The sequence below is a fragment of the Pseudomonas sp. GP01-A4 genome, from assembly GCF_058780865.1.
Genome location: NZ_JBYSWF010000063.1, coordinates 10925 through 35144, shown reverse-complemented (window position 1 = coordinate 35144; position 24220 = coordinate 10925). Strand labels below are relative to the sequence as shown.

Sequence of the window (24220 nt, the reverse complement as noted above, 5' to 3'; positions counted from 1 at the left end):
AGCTATGTGTGCTGTGAAAAGAAGGTTTCAGCGCCGCAATGGCATGCCCAGGTCGACGCGCATGCCATCGGCCTGGCTGTCGAATTTCAGGGAGCACGAGCAGCGCTGCACGATGGCCTGGACGATCGCCAACCCCAGGCCGCAACCCGGGCTGTTGCCGTTGCGCCAGAAGCGCTGGGTCAAGTGTTGCAAGTCTTCGCTGGAAATCGGCGCGCCATGGTCACGCACCCGGAACACCACATTGTCGCCAGCGCTGGACACACTCAGTTCCACCCGGGTATCGGCCGGGGTGTGGCGCAGCGCGTTGTCCAGCAGGTTGCGCAGGGCCGCGACGGCCAGGCCCACCGGCATTTCCAAAGGTTTTTCGGACAAACCGTCTGCCAGGATCAGGTCAATACGCTGATTGTCGCCGCCGTTGGCATCCTGGATCGCCAGTTGCGCAACTTGTTCGGCACTCGATTGCAGGCCGTCATCAAACGACAGGCTGCCTTCGACCCGCGCCAGCAGCAGCAACTGCTCAAGGGTGCGGTGCAAGCGGTCGGCGCCCTCTTCAGCGTGGGCCAGGGACTGGTCACGGGCGGCGCCTTCGGTCATGCGCGCCACTTGCAGGTGGGTCTTGATCGCGGTCAACGGGCTGCGCAATTCGTGGGCCGCGTCACCGGTCAAGCGGCGTTCGCGTTCGATGGTCTTGGCGATGCGTTGCAGCAACTGGTTCTGGGTGTCGAGCAGTGGCTTGAGTTCGCTGGGCAGCGGGCTGATCTGCAACGGTTCGAGGGAGTCGGCACTGCGGCGCATCAAGGCGTCACGCATGCGGTTGAGCGGCAACAGGCTCTGGCCGATCCCCAGCCACAACAGGCACAGGCAGCCCAACAATGCCACGCCCACCGGCACCGAGGCGGCCAGCAGGATCGACAGGTTCAACGCTTCACGCTCCACCTGCCGGTCGGCGGTGGTGATAAACAAATCGCCACGGGACAGGGTAAAGCTGCGCCAGCCCACGCCATCAATCATCTGGTCGCGAAAGCCGCTCTTGCGCGACTCCAGGCCCTGGTCCGGCGTGGTGTGGCTGCGGGCCAAAACCACGCCGCGCAAGGAACTGACCTGGCACGCCATACCGCCTGGCACGTTCAATTGTTCGGCGCTGAAGTGCGCGCCCTCCCCCGTGCTGGAAAGGCCGGGCATCTGCTCCATCAGCCCCGCCACCATGCGTGCCGACGCCACCAGGCGCTGGTCGAGAGAAAACATCATCTGGTTGCGCAGGTCGTTGAGCATCCACGCGGCGGCCAGGACCCAGATCAGCACGAAAGCTGCGCCGAGCTTGAAGGTCAGCCGCAGGCGCAGGCTCATCACGAAGCGTCCTCTCCACCGTCAGCCGGGCCCAGGCGATAGCCCAGGCCGCGCACGGTTTCGACGATGCCGTTGCCGAGTTTGCGCCGCAGGTGGTGGATGTGCACGTTGAGGGCGTTGCTTTCCAGTTCGTCGTTCAGGCCGTAGACGCTGTCCTTGAGCTGCTCGCTGGAGAGCACCCGGCCGCGGTTCTGCAACAGGGCCTGCAACAGCGCCTGCTCGCGGCGGGACAGGTCCACCGACTCACCGCCCAGCAACGTTTCGCGGCTGCTGGGGTTGTAGGTCAGGCGCCCGTGCTCGATCAGGTTGACGCTGCGGCCGGCTACCCGGCGCAACAGGGTGTGCAGGCGTGCGGCGAGTTCGCGCAGGTCGAAGGGCTTGAGCAGGTAGTCGTCGGCACCGGCCTGCAGGCCGTCGACGCGGTTGGTCACCGAATCCCGTGCGGTCAGGATCAGCACTGGAATCTCCAGGCCCTGGCTGCGCAGTTGCTGCAACAGCTTCAAGCCGTCTTCATCCGGCAGGCCGAGGTCGAGTACCATCACGTCGAATTCCGCCACCTTGAGCATCGCCCGGGCAGCCGCAGCCGTGCCGACGCGCTCGACCGTCAGGCCCTGGGCGCTGAGCCCGGCAACAATGCCGCTGGCGATCAGCTCGTCGTCTTCACAGACCAGTACGTGCATGGTGAACCCTTTGCAAAATGTGAGGGTGATTAAAAAGGCAGTGGATTAAGCGTGCATTATGCCGCCAACGCCAAGAATCCCGGATAATCGCTTCTTTCTAGGATAGCCCGGTTAATCATCGGTTAATCAACGCCACACATTGTGTGTCCCACTTGCTTCGAACTAAGGCTTGATCATGCGGCATCTGTTTATCTTTCTGCTGGTAGTGTTTGCTGGATTCACCCAGGCCGCGCCTGGCAACAATCCATTCGAGACCAAACCCGACTTCCTCCCGGTGGACAAAGCCTTCACCTTTACCTCCGAGCGTCTGGCCTCCGGCGAAACCCAGTTGTATTGGCAGATTGCCGACGGTTACTACCTGTACCAGCAGCGCATGAAATTCGATGGCCTGGCCGAAAAGCCGACGTTGCCCCAGGGCGAAGCCCACAGCGACGAGTTCTTTGGCGAGCAGCAAGTCTATCGCCAGGGCCTGGAAGTGAAGATTCCCGCTGGCGCCACCGGCCAGGTCAAGCTCGGCTGGCAAGGCTGCGCCGATGCCGGCCTGTGCTACCCGCCGCAATCGATCACCGTGGACCTGGGCGGCAACCCTGCCGTCGCCGCCACCGGCCAGGCCCAGGACCAAAGCCTGGCCAGCGGCCTGCAACAACGCAGCCTGGGCTGGAGCCTGCTGGTGTTCTTCGGCCTGGGCCTGCTGCTGGCCTTCGCCCCGTGTTCCCTGCCGATGTTGCCGATCCTCGCCGGCCTTGTGGTCGGCAGCGGCGCCAGCCCACGGCGCGGCTTTGCCCTGGCCGCCAGCTACGTGGTGTGCATGGCGCTGGTGTATGCCGCGCTCGGTGTATTGGCTGCGCTGCTCGGCGGCAACCTCGCCGCCCTGCTGCAAACCCCGTGGATCCTCGGCAGCTTCGCTGCGTTGTTTGTGATTCTCGCCCTGCCGATGTTCGGCTTCTTTGAACTGCAACTGCCGGCCTTCCTGCGCGATCGCCTGGACAACGTCAGCCGCAACCAAAGCGGCGGCAGCCTGGTAGGCGCCGGCGTGCTCGGCGCCCTGTCCGGCTTGCTGGTGGGCCCGTGCATGACCGCGCCCCTGGCCGGCGCGCTGTTGTACATCGCCCAAAGCGGCAACGCCCTGCACGGCGGCCTGATCCTGTTTGCCATGGGCATCGGCATCGGTGTGCCACTGTTGCTGCTGGTGACCGTGGGCAACCGCTTCCTGCCCAAGCCTGGCACCTGGATGAATATCCTCAAGGGCATCTTCGGTTTCCTGTTCCTCGCCACCGCCGTGCTGATGATTCGCCCGGTGGTCGGTGAAACCCTGTGGCTCGGCTTGTGGGGTGTGCTGGCGCTGGTCATGGCCTACTGCGGCTGGCGCCTGGCCCGCGATTTCGGGCGTACCGCCATGCTGTTCGGTGCCGGTTCGCTGGTGTTGGGCCTCTGGGGCAGCGTATTGGTGATCGGCGCGGCCGGCGGCAGCGACGACCTGTGGCAACCGCTGAAGGTCTACAGCGGCTCGCGGGCAGCTGGCGCTCCCACCGCCCACGAAGCCTTCATGACCATCAACGACCCGGCCGTGCTGCAAAGCCAGCTCGACAGTGCCAAGGCCCAGGGCCAATGGGTGCTGGTGGACTACTACGCCGACTGGTGCGTGTCGTGCAAGATCATGGAAAAACAGGTGTTCGGCAAACCCGAGGTACTGGACGCCCTCAAGGATGTGCGCCTGCTGCGCCTCGACGTCACCGCCGACAACGCCGCCAGCCGCGAGCTGCTGGGCCGCTACAAGGTCCCCGGCCCTCCGAGCTTCGTCTGGATCGGCCCCGACGGTGAAGAGCGCCGCGCCCAGCGCATCACCGGCGAAGTCGACGCCGCCGCCTTCCTGCAACGCTGGACCCAAGCCCAGGAAGCCCTCTGATGCTGACACTGACCATCGGCACCTTCGCCATCGCCCTGAATCACTTGCTGCTGATCACGGCGTTGATCCTCGCCACCCTGGTGGGCTGGCGGGTGGCCAAGCGCGGCGGCGAGAACCCCGAGTCGGTGCTGTTCACCCTGTTTCTGCTGGGTATGCTCGCCGCACGCGTCAGCTTCGTATTGATGTACTGGTCGTACTACCAGAATGACCCGCTGCAAATCGTCGACCTGCGCGACGGCGGTTTTCTCGCCTGGCCCGGCGTGATCGTGCTGATCATCGGCGCGCTGATCTACGGCTGGCGCCGCCCGCTGCTGCGCAAGCCGCTGAGCGCCGGCGTGATCACCGGCCTGGCGTTCTGGGCCTTGACCAGCCTGTCCCTGACCCTCTACGAAAAAGGCACGCACCTGCCGGACATTGCCCTGCGCAACGCCAATGGCGAAACCGTGCAACTGGCCGACTACAAGGGCGGCCCGCTGGTGATCAACCTGTGGGCCACCTGGTGCCCGCCGTGCCGGCGCGAAATGCCGGTACTGGAAAGTGCCCAGCGCCAGCGCCCGGACGTGACCTTCCTGTTCGTCAACCAGGCCGAAAGCATGCAAAGCGTCGCCACCTACCTGGCGACCCAGGGCCTGAACCTGGACAACGTGCTGTTCGACGCCAGCGGCCGCCTCGGCCAGGCCGTCGGCTCCATGGCCTTGCCGACGACCCTGTTCTACCAACCGGACGGCCGCCTGATCAACAGCCACCTGGGCGAGTTGTCCCAGGCCAGCCTGGCCCGCGCCATGGAACGCTTCGAGCCGACCCCCGCCAAACCGGCCTTGCCGGCCACCACAAGGAATTCGCCATGCTCCGCCTCCGCCACCTGCTGACACTCCTGCCCCTGACCCTGGCCGCCAGCCTGGTCCACGCCGAAGACTGGCCGGCGCCGATCAAGAACATCGAAGCCAAGGGGGCCAAGATCATCGGCAAGTTCGATGCGCCCAGCGGCCTCACAGGTTACGCGGCGCAATACCAGAACCGTGGCATGGCGCTGTACCTGACTGCCGATGGCAAAAGCGTGATTGCCGGCAACCTGTACGACGCCGATGGCAATGACCTGAGCACCGCGCCGCTGGAGAAACTGGTGTATGCGCCGATGGCCAAGGAAGTCTGGGCCAAGATGGAACACAGCAACTGGATCCAGGACGGCAACAAGGACGCGCCGCGCATCGTGTACCTGTTCAGCGACCCGAACTGCCCGTACTGCAATATGTTCTGGGAGCAGGCGCGGCCTTGGGTGAAGTCGGGCAAGGTACAGTTGCGGCACATCATGGTGGGGATTATCCGTGAAGACAGCCCGGGCAAGTCGGCCGCGCTGTTTGCCGCCAAGGACCCGCAACAGGCCTTGGAAGCCCATGAGTCGGCCGGTAAAGGCAGCAAGTTGCAGGCGCTGGAGAAGATCCCGGCGGATATCCAGGCCAAGCTTGATTCGAATATGAAGCTGATGGACGAACTGGAGTTGTCGGCCACGCCGGCAATTTTCTATCTGGATGACAAGGGTGGATTGCAGCAACAGCAAGGAGCGCCGTCGCCGGATAAGCTGGTGAAGATTCTCGGTCCGAAATAAGCAGACTGTTGGAAAAGGCCTCCCAAAAGCCGGAGGCCTGTATCCTTCAAGCGACCAATTCCAAGCAGATCAAACCTCCTCCACCACCAGTAACGTCACATCGAAGTCATTGCCGGGGTTCCCCATCTGACGATTATCAACGCTGAGCCTTGTCGTTGAAGTGGCAGTAAAGGTTCCTTGGAGCAACTGCCAAGACAACCCAGGAGAGGTGATCGAAGTAATATCGGCCCCGTTTGCCACCAACACCATAGAAGGCTTTGGAGGTGAGCCGCTATTGTCACGTATCCAAGCACTGAACCTGTAAATACGGCCTGACTGCAGTTGAGTGTAGAGTTTGAAAAGCTTTTCGCGCTGTGTAACGGGGTTACTGGTGTACGTATTCCCCCAATCAAACAAGTAATACCCCGACGCAGCTCCCGGCACTGCCCCGGTTTTAAGTACCAGGTCACCCTGAGATGCTGCTCCCGCCCCTCTTTGCCAGTTATTCCAGCCTTTCTGGTTCGGGTTAAAGTCAGTTACATCTTTCATAGGCTTGGTAAAAACCAAACTCAGTACTGGGAAGACGATCTCCTGACCCGGGCTGGGACTGCCATCCGGCGTGCAGCCGAATGTCACGACCAACGGTGTAAGGTTACGCAACTGCTCCAACTCGGAGCGCAGGAGAACCCGTCTCAGGCCGTTCTCAACATCCCCCTCGGTAATCAGTTCGGCCATCATCACCCTGATGACATAGGCGCTCCCATCTTCCCTTGTGCCGTCTACTTGTAGCCAACCTCTCTGCCCCGCCAGGATAAACCACCATTTTTCCACAGTAATATGGGCATCTCCCGCGAATGTCCGCAGGTCCAGAATACCGCTTTGGGTCGCAGGTGGCGTGGCCTCGGGCACTACCGGCACCGGCAGCCGCACCGGTACACTGATGCGCAAATTGAGCGTTTTGGAGGGTGCCCGCTTGCAGGCACTGGTGACGGTGTAGTTAATCTGGATCGTTTTACCGGCGCCTTGAATCACCGCTTCACGGGGGATTGGGAAATCCACATAACCCGGGTCGCCGTTGCCGGGCTCCGGCGCCAACGGCAAGCGGGTACCGTCCGACCGAATCCAGTCCAGGCTGATCATTTGCCCCGAGCTGATGTGTGCATACTCCACACGCACCGTCACACCGTCCCGACCGTTCCAAATCGTCAGGTCCTGGCCGACTGCCTCCAGCACCCTTGGTGCGTCGAGCACCAGCGCTTCCTGTTCAAGCTCCAAGTGCAACACCGGGAACCGTTCAGCGCTGGCCAGATCAACCTGGCCATTGAAGTTCACCGCAAAGTGCACGCTCAACCCACTGCAATCCGCCAGTTTTTGCAGCTCATGCCGCGACAGCACCGCACTGACGCCGTCGTGCAACCACTCCTCGGCCAGCGGCTCCCCCTCCAGCACATCAAAATGGTAAGGCGTGCCATCGTCCAATTCACCGGTGGCCCATAACCAGCAAGGCTGGCCCAAGGCACGATAAGGGAAAGGAATCACCAGGGCTTGTGCGTCACCGTGGAAGGTATTGAGGTCCAGTACATGGCCTGTGGCCTGGAGAACCTGCGGTGCAGGCAACTCGCTGACATTGAGAATTTGCACATGGCGTTCAGGCGATGGCCACGTCTGACCTTCCCGCTGGACCGTGTAATGGACCGTGACCTGTTCATTGAAATTGGCGCTGATAGCCGAGGGTGGCACGTGAAATTCCACAAACGCCTCATCGCCAGCATTTTTACATTCCAGCTGCGGGCTACCCGCCCCGGGCGTGCCCTCCCAATAGGCACACACCCAGTCGCATGGGCACATCTGCTCATAACTGACCCGGATGGTAGCCCCCTCCTGGGCATTGACCGGATTGAGTGCATAGTGTTCAGGCGAAATCAGCGTCGCTTCAACCAGCGTAGGTGCCACGAGATTCAAATGGGGTTCAGTGAGCACCGTCAATGTGGTACTCGGAAAAAGTCTGGATGCATCATCCTCCGGACCGTTAAAGGCCACGATAAATACCAGGGTCAGTTGACTGCCCTGTTTAAGCCCCCGCAGTTTGTCCAAGGGTAAAGCTCTGCGCCATCCCTCATGCACCTCGGCTTCTGTCACCTGCTCGTGATTGACCAGGCGAAGCGTAAAGGCGCTCCCGTCCGCCAGGGTGCCATGGAGGTCCAGCCAAACGAACTGAATCGGATCAATAAACACCCAAGGCGTCACATACACCTGCGGGTCTTGCCCACACAATACTGTAAGGTCCAACACCCCATCGACCGCCTGAGGCACGTCAGGATGGGGAAGATCGTTGAACGGCAATGTCACATAAATATCGCTCTCACTGCTGGAAAACTCCTCGCCATTATGGGTAACCACACAACGAAACAGCGCAAAGCGATTGATACGCAGCCCGACGTAATAGGGCGGGATATGAAAATCCACACACCCCTCTGTCACACCATGCAGGGGCTCAGGCGCATATTCTTCCCCTGGCAAGCTCTTCCAGAACACCCGAATGAGGTCATCCTCACTCATTCCTTCATAACAAACTCGAAGCGTTGCGCCGTCGATCGCATCAAGCGGATCCAGCCTTCGTCCCACAGCTTGAACCAATGTAACCTCAGGAACGATGGCGGTTGCAGATTTGGCAGGCATACCTAAACTCCTTTTCCATGAGAAGAGCGCCTCATGACGGACTGAAACCAGTCCGACTGGCGAGCCCTTATCAAATGCTGAAAAAGAAACCGAATCTACTGTCAGAATTCACAGTTCCAACCTCAAAAACCACGCCGCACGACGAGTGGCACGTCGTGGCACGAGTGATTTTCTATCTGGATGACAAGGGCGAACAGCAAGGAGCGCCGTCGCCGGATAAGCTGGTGAAGATTCTCGGTCCGAAATAATCAGCCCTAGCCTGAAAAGACAATGCCCGCATCGAAGCGGGCATTGTCTTTTCAGCGCGGATTAAATCCCCTCTACCAGGAAATCATCCATGTACCAATCGTTGCCGCTCGTAGCGCCTTCATGGCTATAGATTTCCAGCAGCACGGGAGCGATGGTTGGCGTAAAGGTGAAGCTCAGTGTGTGCCAGTTCAGATCAACCAACTCCTCCACCGGTGTTTGTTGAATGGAGTCTTTGCGCAACGATAACTTGGGCGTCGCGAACGCAACGCTGTACCGTCGAACCCGTACGGAAAACCGGTAAGTAAAACCGCTCTCCAAATCCAAGAAGCGCCGCTGCAGGATCGGGCCGAAACTGTTATTGGTGTATGTGAAATTCCTGACTGCGTAATCGGGCTTGCCGTCAGGTCCCGTCCCCATATATTCAATGCTGATATCCCTGGCATCGGGTGCGCCTGACCCTACGGTCCATAAACCCAAGGTCTGATCGTTGAAATCCGTCAGGTCTCTGTACTGCTTGCGCAACAGCAACATCAGCACAGGGAACACAATTGCTTCGCTCACATGGGAGCTGCCGTCCGCCGTAACCTTGAACACGATGTTCAATACGGACCTGTGGCGAAACTTTTCCAGTTCCTCACGAGGCAGAACGTGCGACAACCCATGGTTTGCCTGCTCTTGCGTGATCGGCTCATTGACCAGCAGCTTGAGGGTATGGGACGACCCGTCGAGCAAGGTTCCCGTACATTCCAGCCAGCCCTTTTGCCCCGCCAGGATGAACCACCAGGCTTGCAGCGTAATCTCGGCATCCCCGGTAAAGGTGCGCAAGTCCAGTGTCCCCTGGCCACCGGGCAATTGAGTGGCCTGCGGCACCTCTGGCGCAGGCAAACGCTGCGGGACACTGATCTGTAGCTCCAGGTCAGCTGACGTGACGCGCTTGCATGCGCTCGCGACGCTGTAACTGACGGGCACTGTTTTGCCGCTTCCAGCGATTACAGCCTCGCGGGGAATGGTGAAGTCAACGTACTTCGGATCAGTGTTACCCGGCTTGGGTGGCAACGGCAGGCAACTACCGTCCGATTGTGTCCAACACACGCTGATCTCGTCATGAGCACTGATGTGGTCATATTCCACCCGTGCCGTCACGCCATCACGGCCATTCCATACCGTCAACTGCGAGCCCACGGCCTCCCGAATGGTCAAGGGTTTCAGGACCAGGTCTTTCTGATGAATATCCAGGTGCAGCACAGGAAACGGCTCGGCGCTGGCCCTGTCGGACCGGCCATCGAAGTTCACCGCAAAATGCACGTCAAAGCGGCTGCAATCGGCCAGCTTTTGCAGATCGCGGCGGGACAGCAGCGTACTGACGCCCTCCTGCAGCCATTGCTCGGAGAGCGGCTCGCCGTCCAGCACATCGAAGCGATAAGGCGCGCCATCTTCCCGCTCACCGGTTACCCACATCCAGCAGGGCTGCCCCAAGGCGCCGTAGGCATAGGCCGCCACCGTCAGTTGCGCGTCCCCCTGGAACGTATTGAGGTCCAGCGTACTGCCCGTGGCCTGTTCCACCTGCGGCTTGGGCAGGCCGGAGATATTCAGGATTTTTACCGGTCGCGGCAGCGCCGACCAGGTTTGCCCTTCCCGTCGGACGGTGTAGCGGACCGACACCTGCTTATTGAAATTGGCGCTGATGGCTGACGCCGGCACATTAAAATCAACAACGTCCCGATTGTCGGCCTGCTTGCACTCGATTACCGGAGTGCCTGCCCCGGCAGTCCCTTCCCAGAAGGCGCAAACCCAGTCGCAAGGGCACATATGCTCATAGCTGACCCGGATGGTCGCACCGTCCCGGGTATTGACCGGATTCAATACGAGATTTTCAGGTGTGATTTGCGTGGCTTCCACCACCGTGGGCGCTACGAGATCCAAATGAGGCTCGATGAGCAACGTCAACACCAAACCAGAAATCAGCCGATACACCGGCCTGGAACCCGCACGCGGCAAAAACTCAACGTAGAACGCAATATAAAGCTCACTGTCATGCTTGAGCGTGGCCAGCTCGGCACGGGACAACTTTCGGGTCCAGCCATGGCGCACGTCCTCGTCTGTTACCGGTGCATCTTCATAAGGGTAGAGACTGGCCTTGGACCCATCAGGGTAAATCCCTCCGATATAGACCTGAGCCACTTGAACCGGGTCGATGAACGGCCAGGCGTCGACATGCAGAACCGGGTCTTCACCGCACAACAAGGACAGGTCCAGAACACCGCCTGAGGCTTGAAAGATCTGCAGTTGCGGCAAATTGGACGGCAGCTTGATGAACACGTCGGCAACGGGGGAAGGATGTTCCTCGCCATCGCGGGTAACGACATAGGAAAACAGCGCGAAGTTATCAATGCGCAGCCCTACGTAATACGGGGGTACGTGGAACTCGACCGAGCCCGCTTCGACGCCATCCAGGGAGGCAATCGGCGCGTATTCCCCCGGTGTCGACTCCCAGCGCAACGCAATACTGTCGGTGCTGAGCATCCCTTCGTAGAACACCCGGACAGTAGCCCCCTCCAGCAACTGGAGCGGGTCAACCCGGGGCTCTCCCTCGGCTTCGACCAACTGTGGCTTGGGCAGGTCAAGGGTCAACGGTGATGACTTGGGCATGATAGAACTCCATTTCAACGAGTGATGGTGTTGCCCATCACACGCCGAAATGCCCCCCTTGCCTACTGTCAGAATTCACAGTTCGAACCTTAAAAACCGCGCCACCCGACGAGTGGCGCGTTGCGATCCGAGTTAAAAACCCTCCAGCTCCGCCATCAAATCACTCAACCGATCCACCTTCTCGGCGCTGATCTCATTCGCCGCCAGCCCGTCGATATACCCCGCCAACGCCTCCACCGTGCTGCACTCGAACATCGCCCGCAACGGCACATCCCGCTGCAGCGTCTTCTGCACCCGTGAAGCTATCTGCGTGGCCAGCAACGAATGCCCGCCCAGTTCGAAGAAGTTGTCCTGCACGCCGACGCGCTCGACCTTGAGCACCTCGGCCCAGATCCCGGCCAGCGTCTGCTCCAGCTCATTGCGCGGCGCCAGATATTCCTGGCTGTGCAACTGGCCGATCTCCAGTGCCGGCAAGGCCTTGCGGTCCAGCTTGCCGTTGGCGTTCAGCGGCAACCGGTCGAGCCACAACCAATGCAACGGCACCATGTATTCCGGCAGCTCGGCCCGCAGGCGTTGCTTGATGCGATCGAGGCGCTCACCCGGGTTGAGCTGCGCATCCGCCGCCACCAGGTAGCCCACCAGATGCTTGCCGTTGACGCCCTCCTGCACGCCCACCGCCGCATCCCGCACTTCAGGCTGCTCATGCAGGCGCGCTTCGATTTCACCCAGCTCGATCCGGTAACCGCGAATCTTCACCTGATGGTCGATGCGCCCGACGTACTCCAACACACCGTCGCTGCGACGGCGGGCCAAATCCCCTGTTCGATACAACCGGTCCGCACCCAATGGATTCGGCACAAACGCTTGCGCCGTGCGCAGCGGATCGCTGACATAACCACGCCCCACGCCCGTCCCGGCCACGCACAACTCGCCAACCGCGCCTTGGGGCACCAATTCCAGCGCGCCGTCCAGCAGGTACAACCGGTTGTTGTCAGTCGGCGTACCAATCGGCAGATAAGTGCCACGGGTCGACGCCAGGTCGACGCGGAAGAACGCCACGTCGTCCGAACATTCCGCCGGGCCATACGCGTTGACCAGGCCAATCTGCGGATAACGCAGCAACCACTGGTGCGCCAGTTCCGGCGGCATCGCTTCACCCGTCGGCAGCATCCAGCGCAAGCCATCCAGGCTCATGCGCTCCTGGGCGAGCATGCCCTGGATCAGTGACGGCACGCTTTCCAGCACGGTAATGCCCTGGGCCTGGACGTGAGCGAGCAAGCCTTGCGGATCATGGGCAATGGTATTCGGCACAATGTCCACCCGCGCCCCGAACAGCGGCGCCGCAAGGAACTGCCACACCGAGATATCGAAACTTTGCGAGGCGGTCTGGGCGATCACATCGTGCTCAGTCAGTTGCAGATACGGCACCTTGCTCAACTGGTTATTGAGCATGCCGCGCTGTTCGACCATCACGCCCTTGGGCAGGCCAGTGGAGCCCGAGGTGTAGATCACGTAGGCCAGGTTATCCGGCGCGCTGTAGATGCCCGGGTTCTGCTCTGAACCCACCAGCTCCTCCCACACCAGCAGCCTCGGTCGCGAGCCACAGGCAAACTCTTCCAGCAACAGATCCGCCTGTTCCCGACAAGCCTCGGTGCACACCAGCAACGGCGTACGACTGAGGTCGATGATCCGGCTCAAGCGCTGGGTCGGCAGCCCCGGATCCAGCGGCAAGTAACCCGCGCCGGCCTTGAAGCTGCCGATGATCATGCCCAGCAAATCCAGATTACGTTCAGCCAGCAACGCCACCGGTTGGTCCAGCCCGACACCCGCGGCAATCAGCGCATGACCCAGGCGGTTACTGCGCCGGTTCAGCTCAGAGTAGGTCCATTGCTGATCCAGGCAACTGGCGGCAATCCGCTGTGGATGCTGTGCCACCTGGGCTTCGAACAGCTCGATGTAACTGCGCTCCAGCGGATACTCATGCTCGCTCTGGTTGCAGCCGTCCACCAGGAACTCACGCTCCTGCTCGCCAATCAGCGGCAAGTCGGCCATGTCGCCATGGAAGCCCTGCACCAGCGCCAGCAGCAGCCGCTTGAATTCAGTGAGCATGCCTTGCACGGTGGTTTCATCGAAATAACGCTGGTCGTAGGACAGGTGCAAGCCCAGGTCATCGCCCGGGTAGCACACGGCCGTCAGCGGGAAGTTGGTGTGGGTGCGACCGGAATCCGAGGTGGCATTCAGGCTTTGCGCACGGTCCAGTACCGAGACTTCCACCGGGGCGTTCTCGAACACGAACAGGCTGTCGAACAGCGGCTGGCCTTTCGGCAGTTCGCTGTGCTCCTGGATGGTCACCAGCGGCAGGTACTCGTACTCGCGCAGTTGCATATTGCTGTCGAGCAGGCCGCTCAACCATTGGCGCACGCTGCACTGCTGATCGTCCTCCGGCAGCTTGACCCGCAAGGCGATACTGTTGATAAACAGCCCGACAGTGCGCTGCATCTCGGGCATTTCTACCGGGCGCCCTGCCACGGTGACGCCGAACAGCACGTCGCGATCGCCACTCAAGCGCCGCAGCACCAGGGCCCATGCCGCCTGGGCGAAGGTGTTCACCGTCAATTGATGAGCCTGGGCCAGCTCGCGCAATTGCGCGCCGTCGCGCACATCCAGGCGGGTGTAGCAGTCGCCTACCACCATGCCGCCGCTGTGGCCGGCATGCTCGCGCAGGAACGGCCGGTCGCTCGGAATCGGTGTGGTGCGTTCGAACCCTTGCAGGTTCTGCTGCCACCACTGGCGCGCCTCGGCGAGGTTCTGGCGTTGCAGCCAGGCGATGTAATCGCGGTAACGCGGTGGCGTCGCCAGTTGCGCTTCGCGACCTTCGCCGAGGGCCATGTAGATGTCGAAGAAATCGTTCATCAGCAGCGAGCGGCACCACGCATCGATCAGGATGTGGTGGTTGCTCATCATGAACCAGTAGCGGGCTTCGCCTACGCGGATCAGCCGCAGGTGGAAGGGCGCCTGGTTAAGCAGATCGAAACCGGCTTCACGCTCGTTTTTCAGCAACGCTTGCAGGCGCGGTTCCTGCTCGCTTTCCGGCTCCTGGCTCCAGTCGAGGTACTCGATCGGCGTGCTGCCGGGCTTGTGGATAACCTGCAACATGTCTTCGCCGACGTTCCAGCAGAACGAGGCGCGCAAGGCTTCATGACGGGCGATCACCGCCTGCCAGGCCTGGGCGAAACGCTCGGGGTCCAGGGCGCTGTTGATGCGGTAGCGGTCCTGCATGTAGTAGAGGCCGGTGCCCGGTTCCAGCAGGGTGTGCAGCAGCAAGCCTTCCTGCATCGGGGTCAGCGGGTACACGTCTTCGATGGCATTGGCCGGCACCGGCAGCGCATCGAGTTGCCCCTGGGTCAGGTGCGCCAGCGGGAAGTCCGACGGCGTAAGGCCGCCCGCGTCTGCCTTGAGGCAATGTTCGATCAGGCTTTGCAGTTCCGCCAGGTAAGCGTCCGCCAGTTCAGCGATGGTCTGGCTGTGGTGACGCTCGCGGCTGAAGGTCCAGCGCAGCACCAGCTCACCGCCGTACACCTGGCTGTCGACACTCAGCGCGTTGGGCAACGGCGCGTCCGGGTCGTGGGCGATCCCGGCGGACTCGTCCAGCGGGTGGAACAGTGCGTCGGCGCCAAAGCTCTGGTCGAACTGGCCGAGGTAGTTGAAGGTGATACTGGCGGTCGGCAACGCGGCCATGGTCTGGCGGCACAGGTCGTCGGCCAGGTAGCGCAGCACGCCATAACCCAACCCTTTGTGGGGCACGCCGCGCAGTTGCTCCTTGATCGCCTTGATCGAGGCGCCCTGCCCGGCGGCCTCTTCGATATGCAGCGGGGTCAGGCGCAGCGGGTAGGCGCTGGTGAACCAGCCGACGCTGCGGGTCAGGTCGATCTCGTCGAATAGCGGTTCGCGGCCGTGGCCTTCCAGCTGGATCAATGCGGATTCATGGCCACTCCAACGGCACAGCACACGGGCCAGGGCCGTCAGCAGCAAATCGTTGACCTGGGTGCGGTAGGCACTTGGCGCCTGCTGCAACAACTGGCGGGTGCGCTCGACATCCAGGCGCACGCTGACGGTATCGGCGTCGCGATTGCGCAGCGAACCCTGTGGGCGATCCACCGGCAACTCAACGGCAGGGCCGGCCAACTGTTGCTGCCACACGTGCAGCTCCTCACGCAGGGATTCGCTGCCGGCATACGCCTGCAACCGCGCCGCCCAGTCGCGCAAGGCGCTGGTCTTGGCCGGCAGGTTGACCGGCTGGCCGTCGCTCAACTGGCGATACACGGTCTGCAAATCTTCGAGCAATACCCGCCAGGAAACGCCGTCCACCACCAGGTGATGGATCGCGATCAGCAGCCGGCGCTGGCCTTGCGGGCCGTCCACCAGCAGCGCGCGCAACAACGGGCCATGGGCGAGGTTGAGGCTGCGCTGGGTGTCGGTGAACAGCGCGCTGCACTGCTCCATGTCCGCTACCTGGGCTTGCAACAGCAGGCCGCCTTCCGGCACCGCCAAGTGTTCGGCGTGCCATTGGGCGTCGCGCTGGGTGAAGCTCAGGCGCAGGGCGTCGTGATGTTCCAGCACCGCCAGCAACGCTTGCTCCAGGCGATGAGGTTCCAGGGCCTGAACCGGCTCCAGCAGCAATGCCTGGTTCCAGTGTTGGCGCTCCGGGATGTCGGTGTCGAAGAACCAGTGCTGGATCGGCGTCAGCCCGGACGCGCCGGTCAACACGCCTTGTTCGGCGCTGACCTGCTCGCTGCGGGTCGCCACGGCGGCCAGGGTTTGCACGGTCTGGTGCTGGAACAAATCACGCGGGCTGAAATGAATCCCCGCCTGCCGGGCCCGGCTGACCACCTGGATCGACAGGATCGAGTCGCCGCCCAACTCGAAGAAGTTGTCGTCAAGGCCTACCTGTTGCACGTTCAGTACCGCGCACCAGATGGCCGCCAGGGTTTGCTCCAGCTCGTTGCGCGGCGCCACGTACTGTTGACGATTCGCCTCGGGGTCCGGCTGCGGCAAGGCGCGGCGGTCGAGTTTGCCGTTGGCGGTCAGCGGCATGCTGTCGAGGAAGATCAGGTGCGCGGGCACCATGTAGTCCGGCAGCTGCGCTTTCAGATGCGCCTTGAGGGATTCACGCAGCGCGCCCTGCTCCTGGTCGCTGACCAGATAGGCCACCAACTGTTTGCCGCTCGGTGAGTCCAGCGCCAACACCACCGCTTCACGCACCGCCTGGTGTTCCAGCAGGCGGGTTTCAATTTCCCCCAGCTCGATGCGGAACCCGCGAATCTTCACTTGATGGTCGATACGACCGAGGTATTCCACCAGGCCATCGGCACGCTGGCGCACCAGGTCGCCGGTGCGATACAGGCGACCGCCGTTCGTGGCAAACGGATCCGCGACAAACCGCTCCGCCGTCATCCCCGGACGCTGGTGATACCCCTGGGCCAGGCCGGCACCGCCGACGTACAACTCACCCGTCGCGCCTTGCGGCACCAGCGCCAGATCCGCATCCAGAATGTAGGCCACACGCGCGCCGATGATGCTGCCGATCGGCACGCTGCCGGCGCCCTCTTCCAGGGCTTCCGGGGCCAGGCTGGCCAACGGCATCACCACGGTTTCAGTCGGGCCATAGGCGTTGAAAAACAGCGCCGGCTTGAATGCCGCACGAATGCGCTGCAAGTGTTCGCCGGTCAGGGCCTCACCGCCGGTGATGCACATGCGCACCGCCAGGGTCTGGTCTTGCGTGGCCAGCCATTGCGCCAACTGGCTGCCATAGCTTGGGGTGAAGCCCAGGATATTGATGCGGTGCCGACGAATCAGCCCGCAGATTTCTTCCGCGTCCCACTGGCCCTGGGCCCGCAACACCACCTGGGCACCACTGAGCAACGGCACCAGCAGACGCTCGGTGGCAGCGTCAAAGTTGATGGAATAGAAGTGCAGCTCGCAGTCATCCGGGCGCATGCCGAAGCGCTCGATCACCGCCTGGCAATGCATGGCGATTTCGCCGTGGGACACCACCACGCCCTTGGGCTTGCCGGTGGAACCGGAGGTGTAGATCAAGTAGGCCTGATGTTGCGGCAGGCTGATGAAAGGCAACTCGCTTGCCGGGTAGTCCGCCAGGGTCAGCAGGTCCTCTTCCAGGCACCAGCGGCCGACACTCTCAGGCAGTTCGCCCAATGCGTCGAACATCGCGGCATCGCTGAGCAACAGGCCGATGCCACTGTCTTCGATCATGTAGTGCAGGCGGTCCAGCGGGTATTCCGGGTCCAGCGGCACATAGGCGCCGCCGGCCTTGAGGATTGCCAGCAGGCCAACCACCATCTCCAGCGAACGCGGCAACGCCAGGCCGACCCGCACCTGCGGGCCCACGCCGCGCTCGCGGAGCATCCAGGCCAGGCGATTGGCACGGCTGTCGAGTTCGCTGTAGCTCAGGGTCTGCCCGGCAAAGGTCAACGCCGGTGCATCGGCACGGGCCAGGGCCTGCTCGCTGAACAGGTGATGGATGCACTGGTCGAGGCGATGCTCGCCAGCCTCAATGCCGAGGCTGTCTTGCAGGGCGCGCTGTTCGCCAGCCTCCAGCAACGGCAACTCACTCAGGCGCTGTTGCGGATCGCCGAGCAAGGCTTCCAGCAGGTTTTGCCAATGCGCCGCCATGCGCGCAATGCGCGGCTCGTCGAACAGGTCGGTGCTGTAGGTCAGGCAGCAACCCAGGCGATGATCGAGGTCAGTGACTTCCAGGTTGAGGTCGAACTTGGTGGCGCGGGCGTCGTTGGCCAGGTATTCGACGGTCATCCCGGCCAGGGTGCGGCTCTGCTGGAATTCCCAGCGCTGCACGTTGCACATCACCTGGAACAGCGGGTTGTACGCCGCGCTGCGGGTTGGTTGCAGGGCTTCCACCAGGTGGTCGAAAGGCAGGTCCTGATGGGACTGGCCTTCGATCACGGTGTGGCGAACCTGGTCGAACAGTTCGCCGACACTCATCTGCCCGTTGAGCTGGCAACGCAGCACCTGGGTGTTGAGGAATGCGCCGATCAGCCCTTCGCTTTCCGGGCGAATCCGGTTGGCCACCGGCGCACCGATGCGCAGGTCAGTCTGGCCGCTGTAGCGGTAGAGCAATACCGCGAGGGTGGCGGTCATGGTCATGAACAGGGTCAGGCCACGCTCGGCGTTGAAGGCACGCACGCGGGCGGCGAGGTCATCGCTCAAATCGAAACGGTACAGCTCGCCCTGGTGACTTTGCACCGGCGGCCGCGGACGGTCGCCCGGCAGTTCCAGCAGCGGGTGTTCGGTGCCCAGTTGCGCGGTCCAGTAATCCAGTTGGCGCTGGCGTTCGCCGGCCTCCAGCCACTGGCGCTGCCACACGCTGTAGTCGAGGTACTGCACCGGCAGTGGCGCCAGTGGCGATTCGCGGTCGTCGATAAAGGCTTCGTACAGCGCGCTGAGTTCACGGGCAAAGATGTCCATGGCCCAGCCTTCGGTGACGATATGGTGCAGGGTCAGCACCAGGTAATGTTCCTGCTCGCCGGCCTTGACCAGGCAGGCGCGCAGCAGTGGGCCGGTTTCCAGATTGAACGGCGAGTGGGCTTCATGGTCGGCCAGTTGTTGCACACGCCGTTGCCGCTCGGCCTCACTGAACGCCGAGAAATCCTGCCAATCCATGCGCACGCCGGTTTGCGCCGCAACCTTCTGTTGCGCCACGCCATTGATGCTCGGGAAAGTCGTGCGCAGGGTTTCATGACGCATGATCAAGGCCTGCAACGCCGCCTCGAAACGGCCCACGTCCAGCACCCCGCGAAAGCGCGCCATGCCGCCGACGTTATACGCCGGGCTGTCGGGCTCCATCTGCCAGAGGAACCACATGCGCTGCTGGGAATAGGACAGTGGCACCGGTTGGCTGCGGTCGACCTTGCCGATGGCCAGCTGTTGGTTACGTTGCCCGGCGGCCTGGATCAGCCGGACCTGCTCGGCGAAAGCCCCCAGCTCGCTGGCGTCGAACAGCGTGCGCAACGGCAGTTCGACGTCACAGGCCTGGCGGGTGCGGGAGATGATTTGCGTCGCCAGCAACGAATGGCCGCCAAGGGCGAAGAAGTCGTCCCGCAGGCCGATGCGTGGCAGCGCCAGGACTTCACGCCAGATCGCGGCGATTTGCTGTTCCAGCGCTGTTTCAGGTTCGACGTGCTCACGTACCTGCCACACCGGTTCCGGCAAGGCGCGACGATCCAGTTTGCCGCTTGGGCTCAGGGGCATCGCGTCCAGGCGCATCAATTGCGCCGGGACCATGTACTCCGGCAGCTCGGCGGCCAGGGCGGTTTTTACGTCCTGTTCATCCAACGGTTCGCTGGCGGTGTAGTAGCCGATCAACTGCGCACCGGCTGCGGTTTCCCGCACCAGCACCACCGCTTGGGCGATGCCGTCGAGAGCCAGCAGGCGGGCTTCGATTTCTTCAGGCTCGACACGGAAGCCACGCAGTTTGACCTGCTGATCCAGGCGCCCGAGATATTCCAGTACCCCATCGGTGCTCCAGCGCACGCGGTCACCGGTGCGATACAGGCGTGCGCCCGCCTCACCCAGCGGGTCGGCGACAAAGCGTTCGGCGGTCAGCCCCGCACGCCCGAGGTAACCCCGGGCCAGGCCGATGCCACCGATGCACAACTCACCCGGCACACCCGCCGGCAGCGGCTCGAACTGATCATCCAGCACCCGGCAAATCACATTGCCCAGCGGCCGGCCAATCGGCGAACGCTCGCCGTCCTCGGCCTGGCAATGCCAGTGCGTCACGTTGATCGCGGTTTCGGTGGGGCCATACCGATTGTGCAACTGCACCGCCGGCAACTGCGCCAGCACCCGGTTGCGCAACTCGGCAGGCAGCGCTTCACCGCCGGAGAACAGGCGACGCAGGCTGGTGCATTCGGCAGCCAACGCATCGTCGACAAACAGCTGCAACAGCGGCGGCACAAAGTGCAGCGTGGTCACGCCGTGTTCCTGCACCAACTGCGCGATGCGATGGGGATCGCGATGCTCGCCGGGGCCGGCCAGCACCAGGCGGCAACCGGTGATCAGCGGCCAGAAACACTCCCACACCGACACGTCGAAACTGATGGGCGCCTTTTGCATCAGCACATCGGTTTCATCCAATTGGTAGGTGGCTTGCATCCACTGCAAGCGCTCGGCCAGCGCGGCATGGGTGTTGCCCACGCCCTTGGGCTGGCCGGTGGAGCCGGAGGTGTAGATCACATAGGCGAGGTTGTCGCCATTGAGGTGCAAACCCGGCGCGTGGGTCGGCCAACTGTCGAGCTTGAGGCTGTCCATGGCGATGACGCACACGCCTTGCGCCGTGGGCAGTTGTTCCAGCAGTGAAGTCTGGGTCAGCAGCAGTTGCACGCCGCTGTCCTTGAGCATGTAGGCCAGGCGTTCGGCGGGATAATCCGGGTCCAGCGGCACATAGGCGCCGCCGGCCTTGATGATTGCCAGCAGGCCGATCAGCAGTTGCGGCGAACGCTCGGCGGCGATGGCCACGCACACGTCCGGGCCCACGCCTTTGTCCCGCAGGTAATGGGCCAGGCGGTTGGCCTGGGTGTGCAATTGCGCGAAGGTCAGGCTGCCGTCCTGCCACACCAGTGCGGTGCGTTCCGAGACGTGTTGGTTGAGTTGTTCCGGCAGCCAGCGCTGCGCCGGTGTGCACGGCGCAGCGCTCCACTGCTGTTGTTGGCGCTGCTCGTCGGCGTGCAACAGCTTCAGGTCGCCGATGGCCTGTTGCGGCTGTTCGCAGATGGCTTGCAGCAGGTTGATGAAGTGTCCGGCCAGGCGTTCGATGGTGGCGGCGTCGAACAGCTCATCGGCGTAGTCGAAGGACAGGCTCAGGCGCCCGTTGCGGTCTTCTTCCGTGTGCAGTTGCAGGTCGAACTTGGCTTCGCGGCTGTGCCATGCCAGCTCGTCGGCAAGCAGGCCCGGCAAGCGGCGCAGGGCGCCGAGGTCACGCTGCTGGTGGTTGAACATCACCTGGAACAGGCCTTGTTCCCGAGCTTGGGGGAAGGCTTCCAGCAGTTGTTCGAAAGGCAGGTCCTGATGGGCCTGGGCGCCCAGCGCTGCGGTGCGGGTTGCCGTCAGCAACTCGGCGAAGGGCAGGCGCGCATCCAGTTCGGCGCGCAGTACGAGGGTGTTGATAAAGAACCCGATCAGGCCTTGGGTTTCCTGGCGCGGACGGTTGGCGTTGGGCACGCCGATGCGGATATCGCGCTGGCCGCTGTAGCGATAGAGCAGGCTCTGGAACGCCGCGAGCAACAGCATGAACGGCGTGGATTCGTGGCTTTGGGCAGTCTTGCGAATGGCTTCGCCGAGGCTCGCGCTCACACGCACACTGTGACGCGAGGCACTGCGCAGGTGCTGCGCCGAACGCGGGTGATCGGTGGCCAGGCTCAGGGTTGGGTGCTCGTCGCCCAGTTGTTGTTTCCAGTAAGCCAGTTGCCGCTGGCCCTCGCCTTCGGCCAGCCACTGGCGCTGCCAACTTCCGTAGTCGGCGTATTGCAGGGCCAGCGCTGGCAGCTCCAGGGGTTGGCCCTGGGACGCAGCGGCGTACAGTCGCGAGAATTCGTCGATCAACACGTTCAGCGACCAGCCGTCCGCGATGATGTGGTGCAGGGTCACCAGCAGTTGGTGGTCTTCGTCATCCAGGCGTACCAGCGTTACCCACAGCAGCGGGCCTTTCTCCAGGTCGAACTGGGTGCGGGCTTCGTCTTCACGAATCTGCTTGGCACGGGCTTCCCGCTCGGCGGCAGGCAAATCGCTGAGGTCGATGACTTGCAGATCGAAATCAGCCTTGGCGTCGACCCGCTGGAAGGCCTGGCCATCGCGCTCGAAGAAGCGCGTGCGCAGGGCTTCGTGGCGCTGGATCAGTTGCTGGAAGGTTGCGCGCACCGCGTCTTCATCCAGCTCGCCGCGCAACCGCAAGGCGCCGGGAATGGTGTAGGCGCTGCTGTGCGGGTCGAGTTGCCAGGTGATCCACAAGCGGTTTTGCGCGAGGGATTGCGGCAGGTCTTCCTGTCGCGACAACCCATGGATTGCGCCTTGGGCCACGCCGCCGTCCTGCTGCAATTGCCCGACGCTGGTGGCGAAGGCAGCCAGGGTGGGCGCTTCGAACAACAGGCGCAGGTTCAGTTCCAGGCCGAGGGTTTCCCGCAGCCGGGCGACGACCTGGGTGGCGCTGATGGAGTTGCCCCCCAGCAGGAAGAAGTGATCGTCGGCGGCGACCTGCGTCACCTGCAATTGCTCGCACCAGATCGCGGCAATCTGGTTTTGCAGTTCGGATTGCAGGACAGCATCGCCGACCGGCGCCTGCACGCCGGGGAACTGCGCATAACTGTCGAGGCTGCCGTCCGCCAGGCGTGTGCGGCAGGCCGAGCGCTGCACCTTGCCGCTGGACGTTTTCGGCAAGCCACCGGGGTTGAGCAGCACCACCACGCTCGGCGCTTCCTGGCAGGCTTCGGCCACCGCCTGGCGAATCGCCTTGATCAGTGCTTCCGGCGGCAGGATTTTCTGCACGCTGCGGCTGATTTCGGCGGCGATGCCAATGCCTTCCAGGCCCTGGTCATTCACCGCGAACGCGGCGACCCGGCCCTTGCGCACCACTTCCACTTCACGCTCGATGGCTTGCTCGATGTCTTGGGGATACAGGTTGTGGCCCCGCACGATCAGCAGGTCTTTCAGCCGGCCGGTGATGAACACTTCACCTTCGCGGATAAACCCGAGGTCGCCGGTCCGCAGCCAGGTACGGCCTTCGTGCTGGACGAAGGTCTTGGCGGTGGCTTCAGGGTTGCGCCAATAACCATGGGCGATGCTCGGGCCGGTCGCCCAGATTTCACCGACGGCATTGTCGGGGAGCGTCGCCAGGGTGGCGGGGTCGGCAATCAGCACCGCGTGCTCGGGCTGGCTGGTGCCGCAACTCATGATCGCCGCGCCCTGCCCTGGCTCGGCGCGATTGGCGGCCAGAGCCTGTTCGTCCAGGCGCAGGGCCGGGATGCCGTGGCCACGGGTGCCGCCGGCAACGAACAAGGTGGCCTCCGCCAAGCCGTAGGAGGCGAAGAAATTGTTCGGGGTAAAACCGCAGGCGGCGAACTTCTCGGCGAAGCGTTCGAGGGTGTCGAGGCGGATCGGCTCGGAGCCGGAATACGCCACGCGCCATTTGCTCAGGTCCAGGCGATCCAATGCCGATTCGCTGACTCGCTCGCTGCACAAGCGATAGGCGAAGTCCGGCCCGCCGCTGATGGTGCCGCCGTATTCGCTGATCGCTTCGAGCCAGCGCAATGGCCGGCCAAGGAAGTACGCCGGCGACATCAATACGCACGGCACACCGCTGAAGATCGGCTGCAGCAGCCCGCCGATCAGGCCCATGTCGTGGTACAGCGGCAACCAGCTGACGATCACGTCGTCGGGGTTCAGGTCGATGCCGAAGCCGTGACGGATCAGCAATTCGTTGGCCACCAGGTTGCCGTGGGTCACTTGCACGCCCTTGGGCAACGCAGTGGAGCCGGAGGTGTATTGCAGGAAGGCGATGTCATCGTCCTGCAAGTTGGGCGCGATCCAATTGCCCGCGATTTCAACATGGAGACTGTCAACGCAAAGCAACTGCGGCGCGCCTTCGAGTTGCGCCAGCGAATCACCGAGGCTGGACGTGGTCAGCAGCAACCGCGGCTCGGCGTCTGCAATGATCGACAGCAGCCGCTCCTGATGATGGCGGCGGGCGGACTCCGGCGGATAGGCCGGCACCGCGATGACCCCGGCGTACAGGCAACCAAAGAACGCCGCGACGTAATCCGGCCCGCTGGGGAACAGCAGCACCGCACGATCGCCCAGCCCGGCGTCGGCCTGCAAGGCGGCGGCAATGGTGCGGGCGCGCAGGTCGAGGTCGCGGTAACTGAGGACAACGCTCTGTTCGGCCGTCTCGGCAAGGAAGCGCAACGCCAGTCGATCCGGGGTTTGCGCGGCGCGGCGTTGAAGGGACTGAACCAGGGTGCGGGGAAGTTCGAAGGCGTCCATCATGGGGTTCCTGCCTGAAATCGGCTTACTGGGAAATCGGGGAATGTGTGGCCGGGG

At 62.8% G+C, this 24220-nt stretch carries 8 protein-coding genes and 1 pseudogene; 4 read left to right on the top strand and 5 right to left on the bottom strand.

What is annotated here, in order from left to right:
- Window positions 1-27 precede the first annotated feature (27 nt).
- Together AC3WKX_RS27210 and AC3WKX_RS27205 are read right to left on the bottom strand one after the other, a co-directional pair.
- Complete coding sequence (locus AC3WKX_RS27210) at window positions 28-1347, bottom strand: ATP-binding protein (RefSeq protein ID WP_008431673.1); 1320 nt, start codon at window positions 1345-1347, stop codon at window positions 28-30.
- A complete protein-coding gene (locus AC3WKX_RS27205; RefSeq protein ID WP_003209011.1) occupies window positions 1347-2027 on the bottom strand; it encodes a response regulator in 681 nt (226 codons plus the stop codon). Before AC3WKX_RS27205 ends, AC3WKX_RS27210 begins: the two co-directional genes overlap by 1 nt.
- A 175-nt stretch (window positions 2028-2202) precedes the next feature.
- On the opposite strand from AC3WKX_RS27205, the gene dsbD reads away from it, so the two are divergent.
- The 3 genes from dsbD to dsbG are packed head-to-tail and all read left to right on the top strand — an operon-like array spanning window position 2203 to window position 5539.
- A complete protein-coding gene (gene dsbD, locus AC3WKX_RS27200; protein ID WP_102605701.1) occupies window positions 2203-3933 on the top strand; it encodes a protein-disulfide reductase DsbD in 1731 nt (576 codons plus the stop codon).
- Complete coding sequence (locus tag AC3WKX_RS27195; RefSeq protein WP_087695093.1) at window positions 3933-4802, top strand: TlpA disulfide reductase family protein; 870 nt, start codon at window positions 3933-3935, stop codon at window positions 4800-4802. Before dsbD ends, AC3WKX_RS27195 begins: the two co-directional genes overlap by 1 nt.
- Complete coding sequence (gene dsbG, locus AC3WKX_RS27190) at window positions 4778-5539, top strand: thiol:disulfide interchange protein DsbG (protein ID WP_003209017.1); 762 nt, start codon at window positions 4778-4780, stop codon at window positions 5537-5539. Before AC3WKX_RS27195 ends, dsbG begins: the two co-directional genes overlap by 25 nt.
- Before the next feature lie 69 nt (window positions 5540-5608).
- On the opposite strand, the gene AC3WKX_RS27185 is transcribed toward dsbG, so the two are convergent.
- Window positions 5609-8197, bottom strand: coding sequence for a carbohydrate binding domain-containing protein (locus tag AC3WKX_RS27185; protein WP_102605700.1), 2589 nt, complete (start codon window positions 8195-8197; stop codon window positions 5609-5611).
- 167 nt (window positions 8198-8364) lie between these two features.
- Here AC3WKX_RS27185 and AC3WKX_RS27180 point away from each other — a divergent pair.
- Window positions 8365-8445: pseudogene (locus tag AC3WKX_RS27180) on the top strand (thiol:disulfide interchange protein DsbG); the annotation flags it as partial.
- 61 nt (window positions 8446-8506) lie between these two features.
- Here the strand turns inward: AC3WKX_RS27180 and AC3WKX_RS27175 are convergent.
- Both AC3WKX_RS27175 and AC3WKX_RS27170 read right to left on the bottom strand, forming a co-directional pair.
- The gene (locus AC3WKX_RS27175; RefSeq protein ID WP_102605699.1) at window positions 8507-11095 is read right to left on the bottom strand and encodes a hypothetical protein; all 2589 of its coding nucleotides are present in this window, start codon (window positions 11093-11095) and stop codon (window positions 8507-8509) included.
- 132 nt (window positions 11096-11227) lie between these two features.
- Window positions 11228-24166 carry a non-ribosomal peptide synthetase gene (locus AC3WKX_RS27170; RefSeq protein WP_102605698.1) on the bottom strand — a complete coding sequence of 4313 codons (12939 nt, stop codon included), beginning with the start codon at window positions 24164-24166 and terminating at the stop codon, window positions 11228-11230.
- Between the last annotated feature and the right edge of the window lie 54 nt (window positions 24167-24220).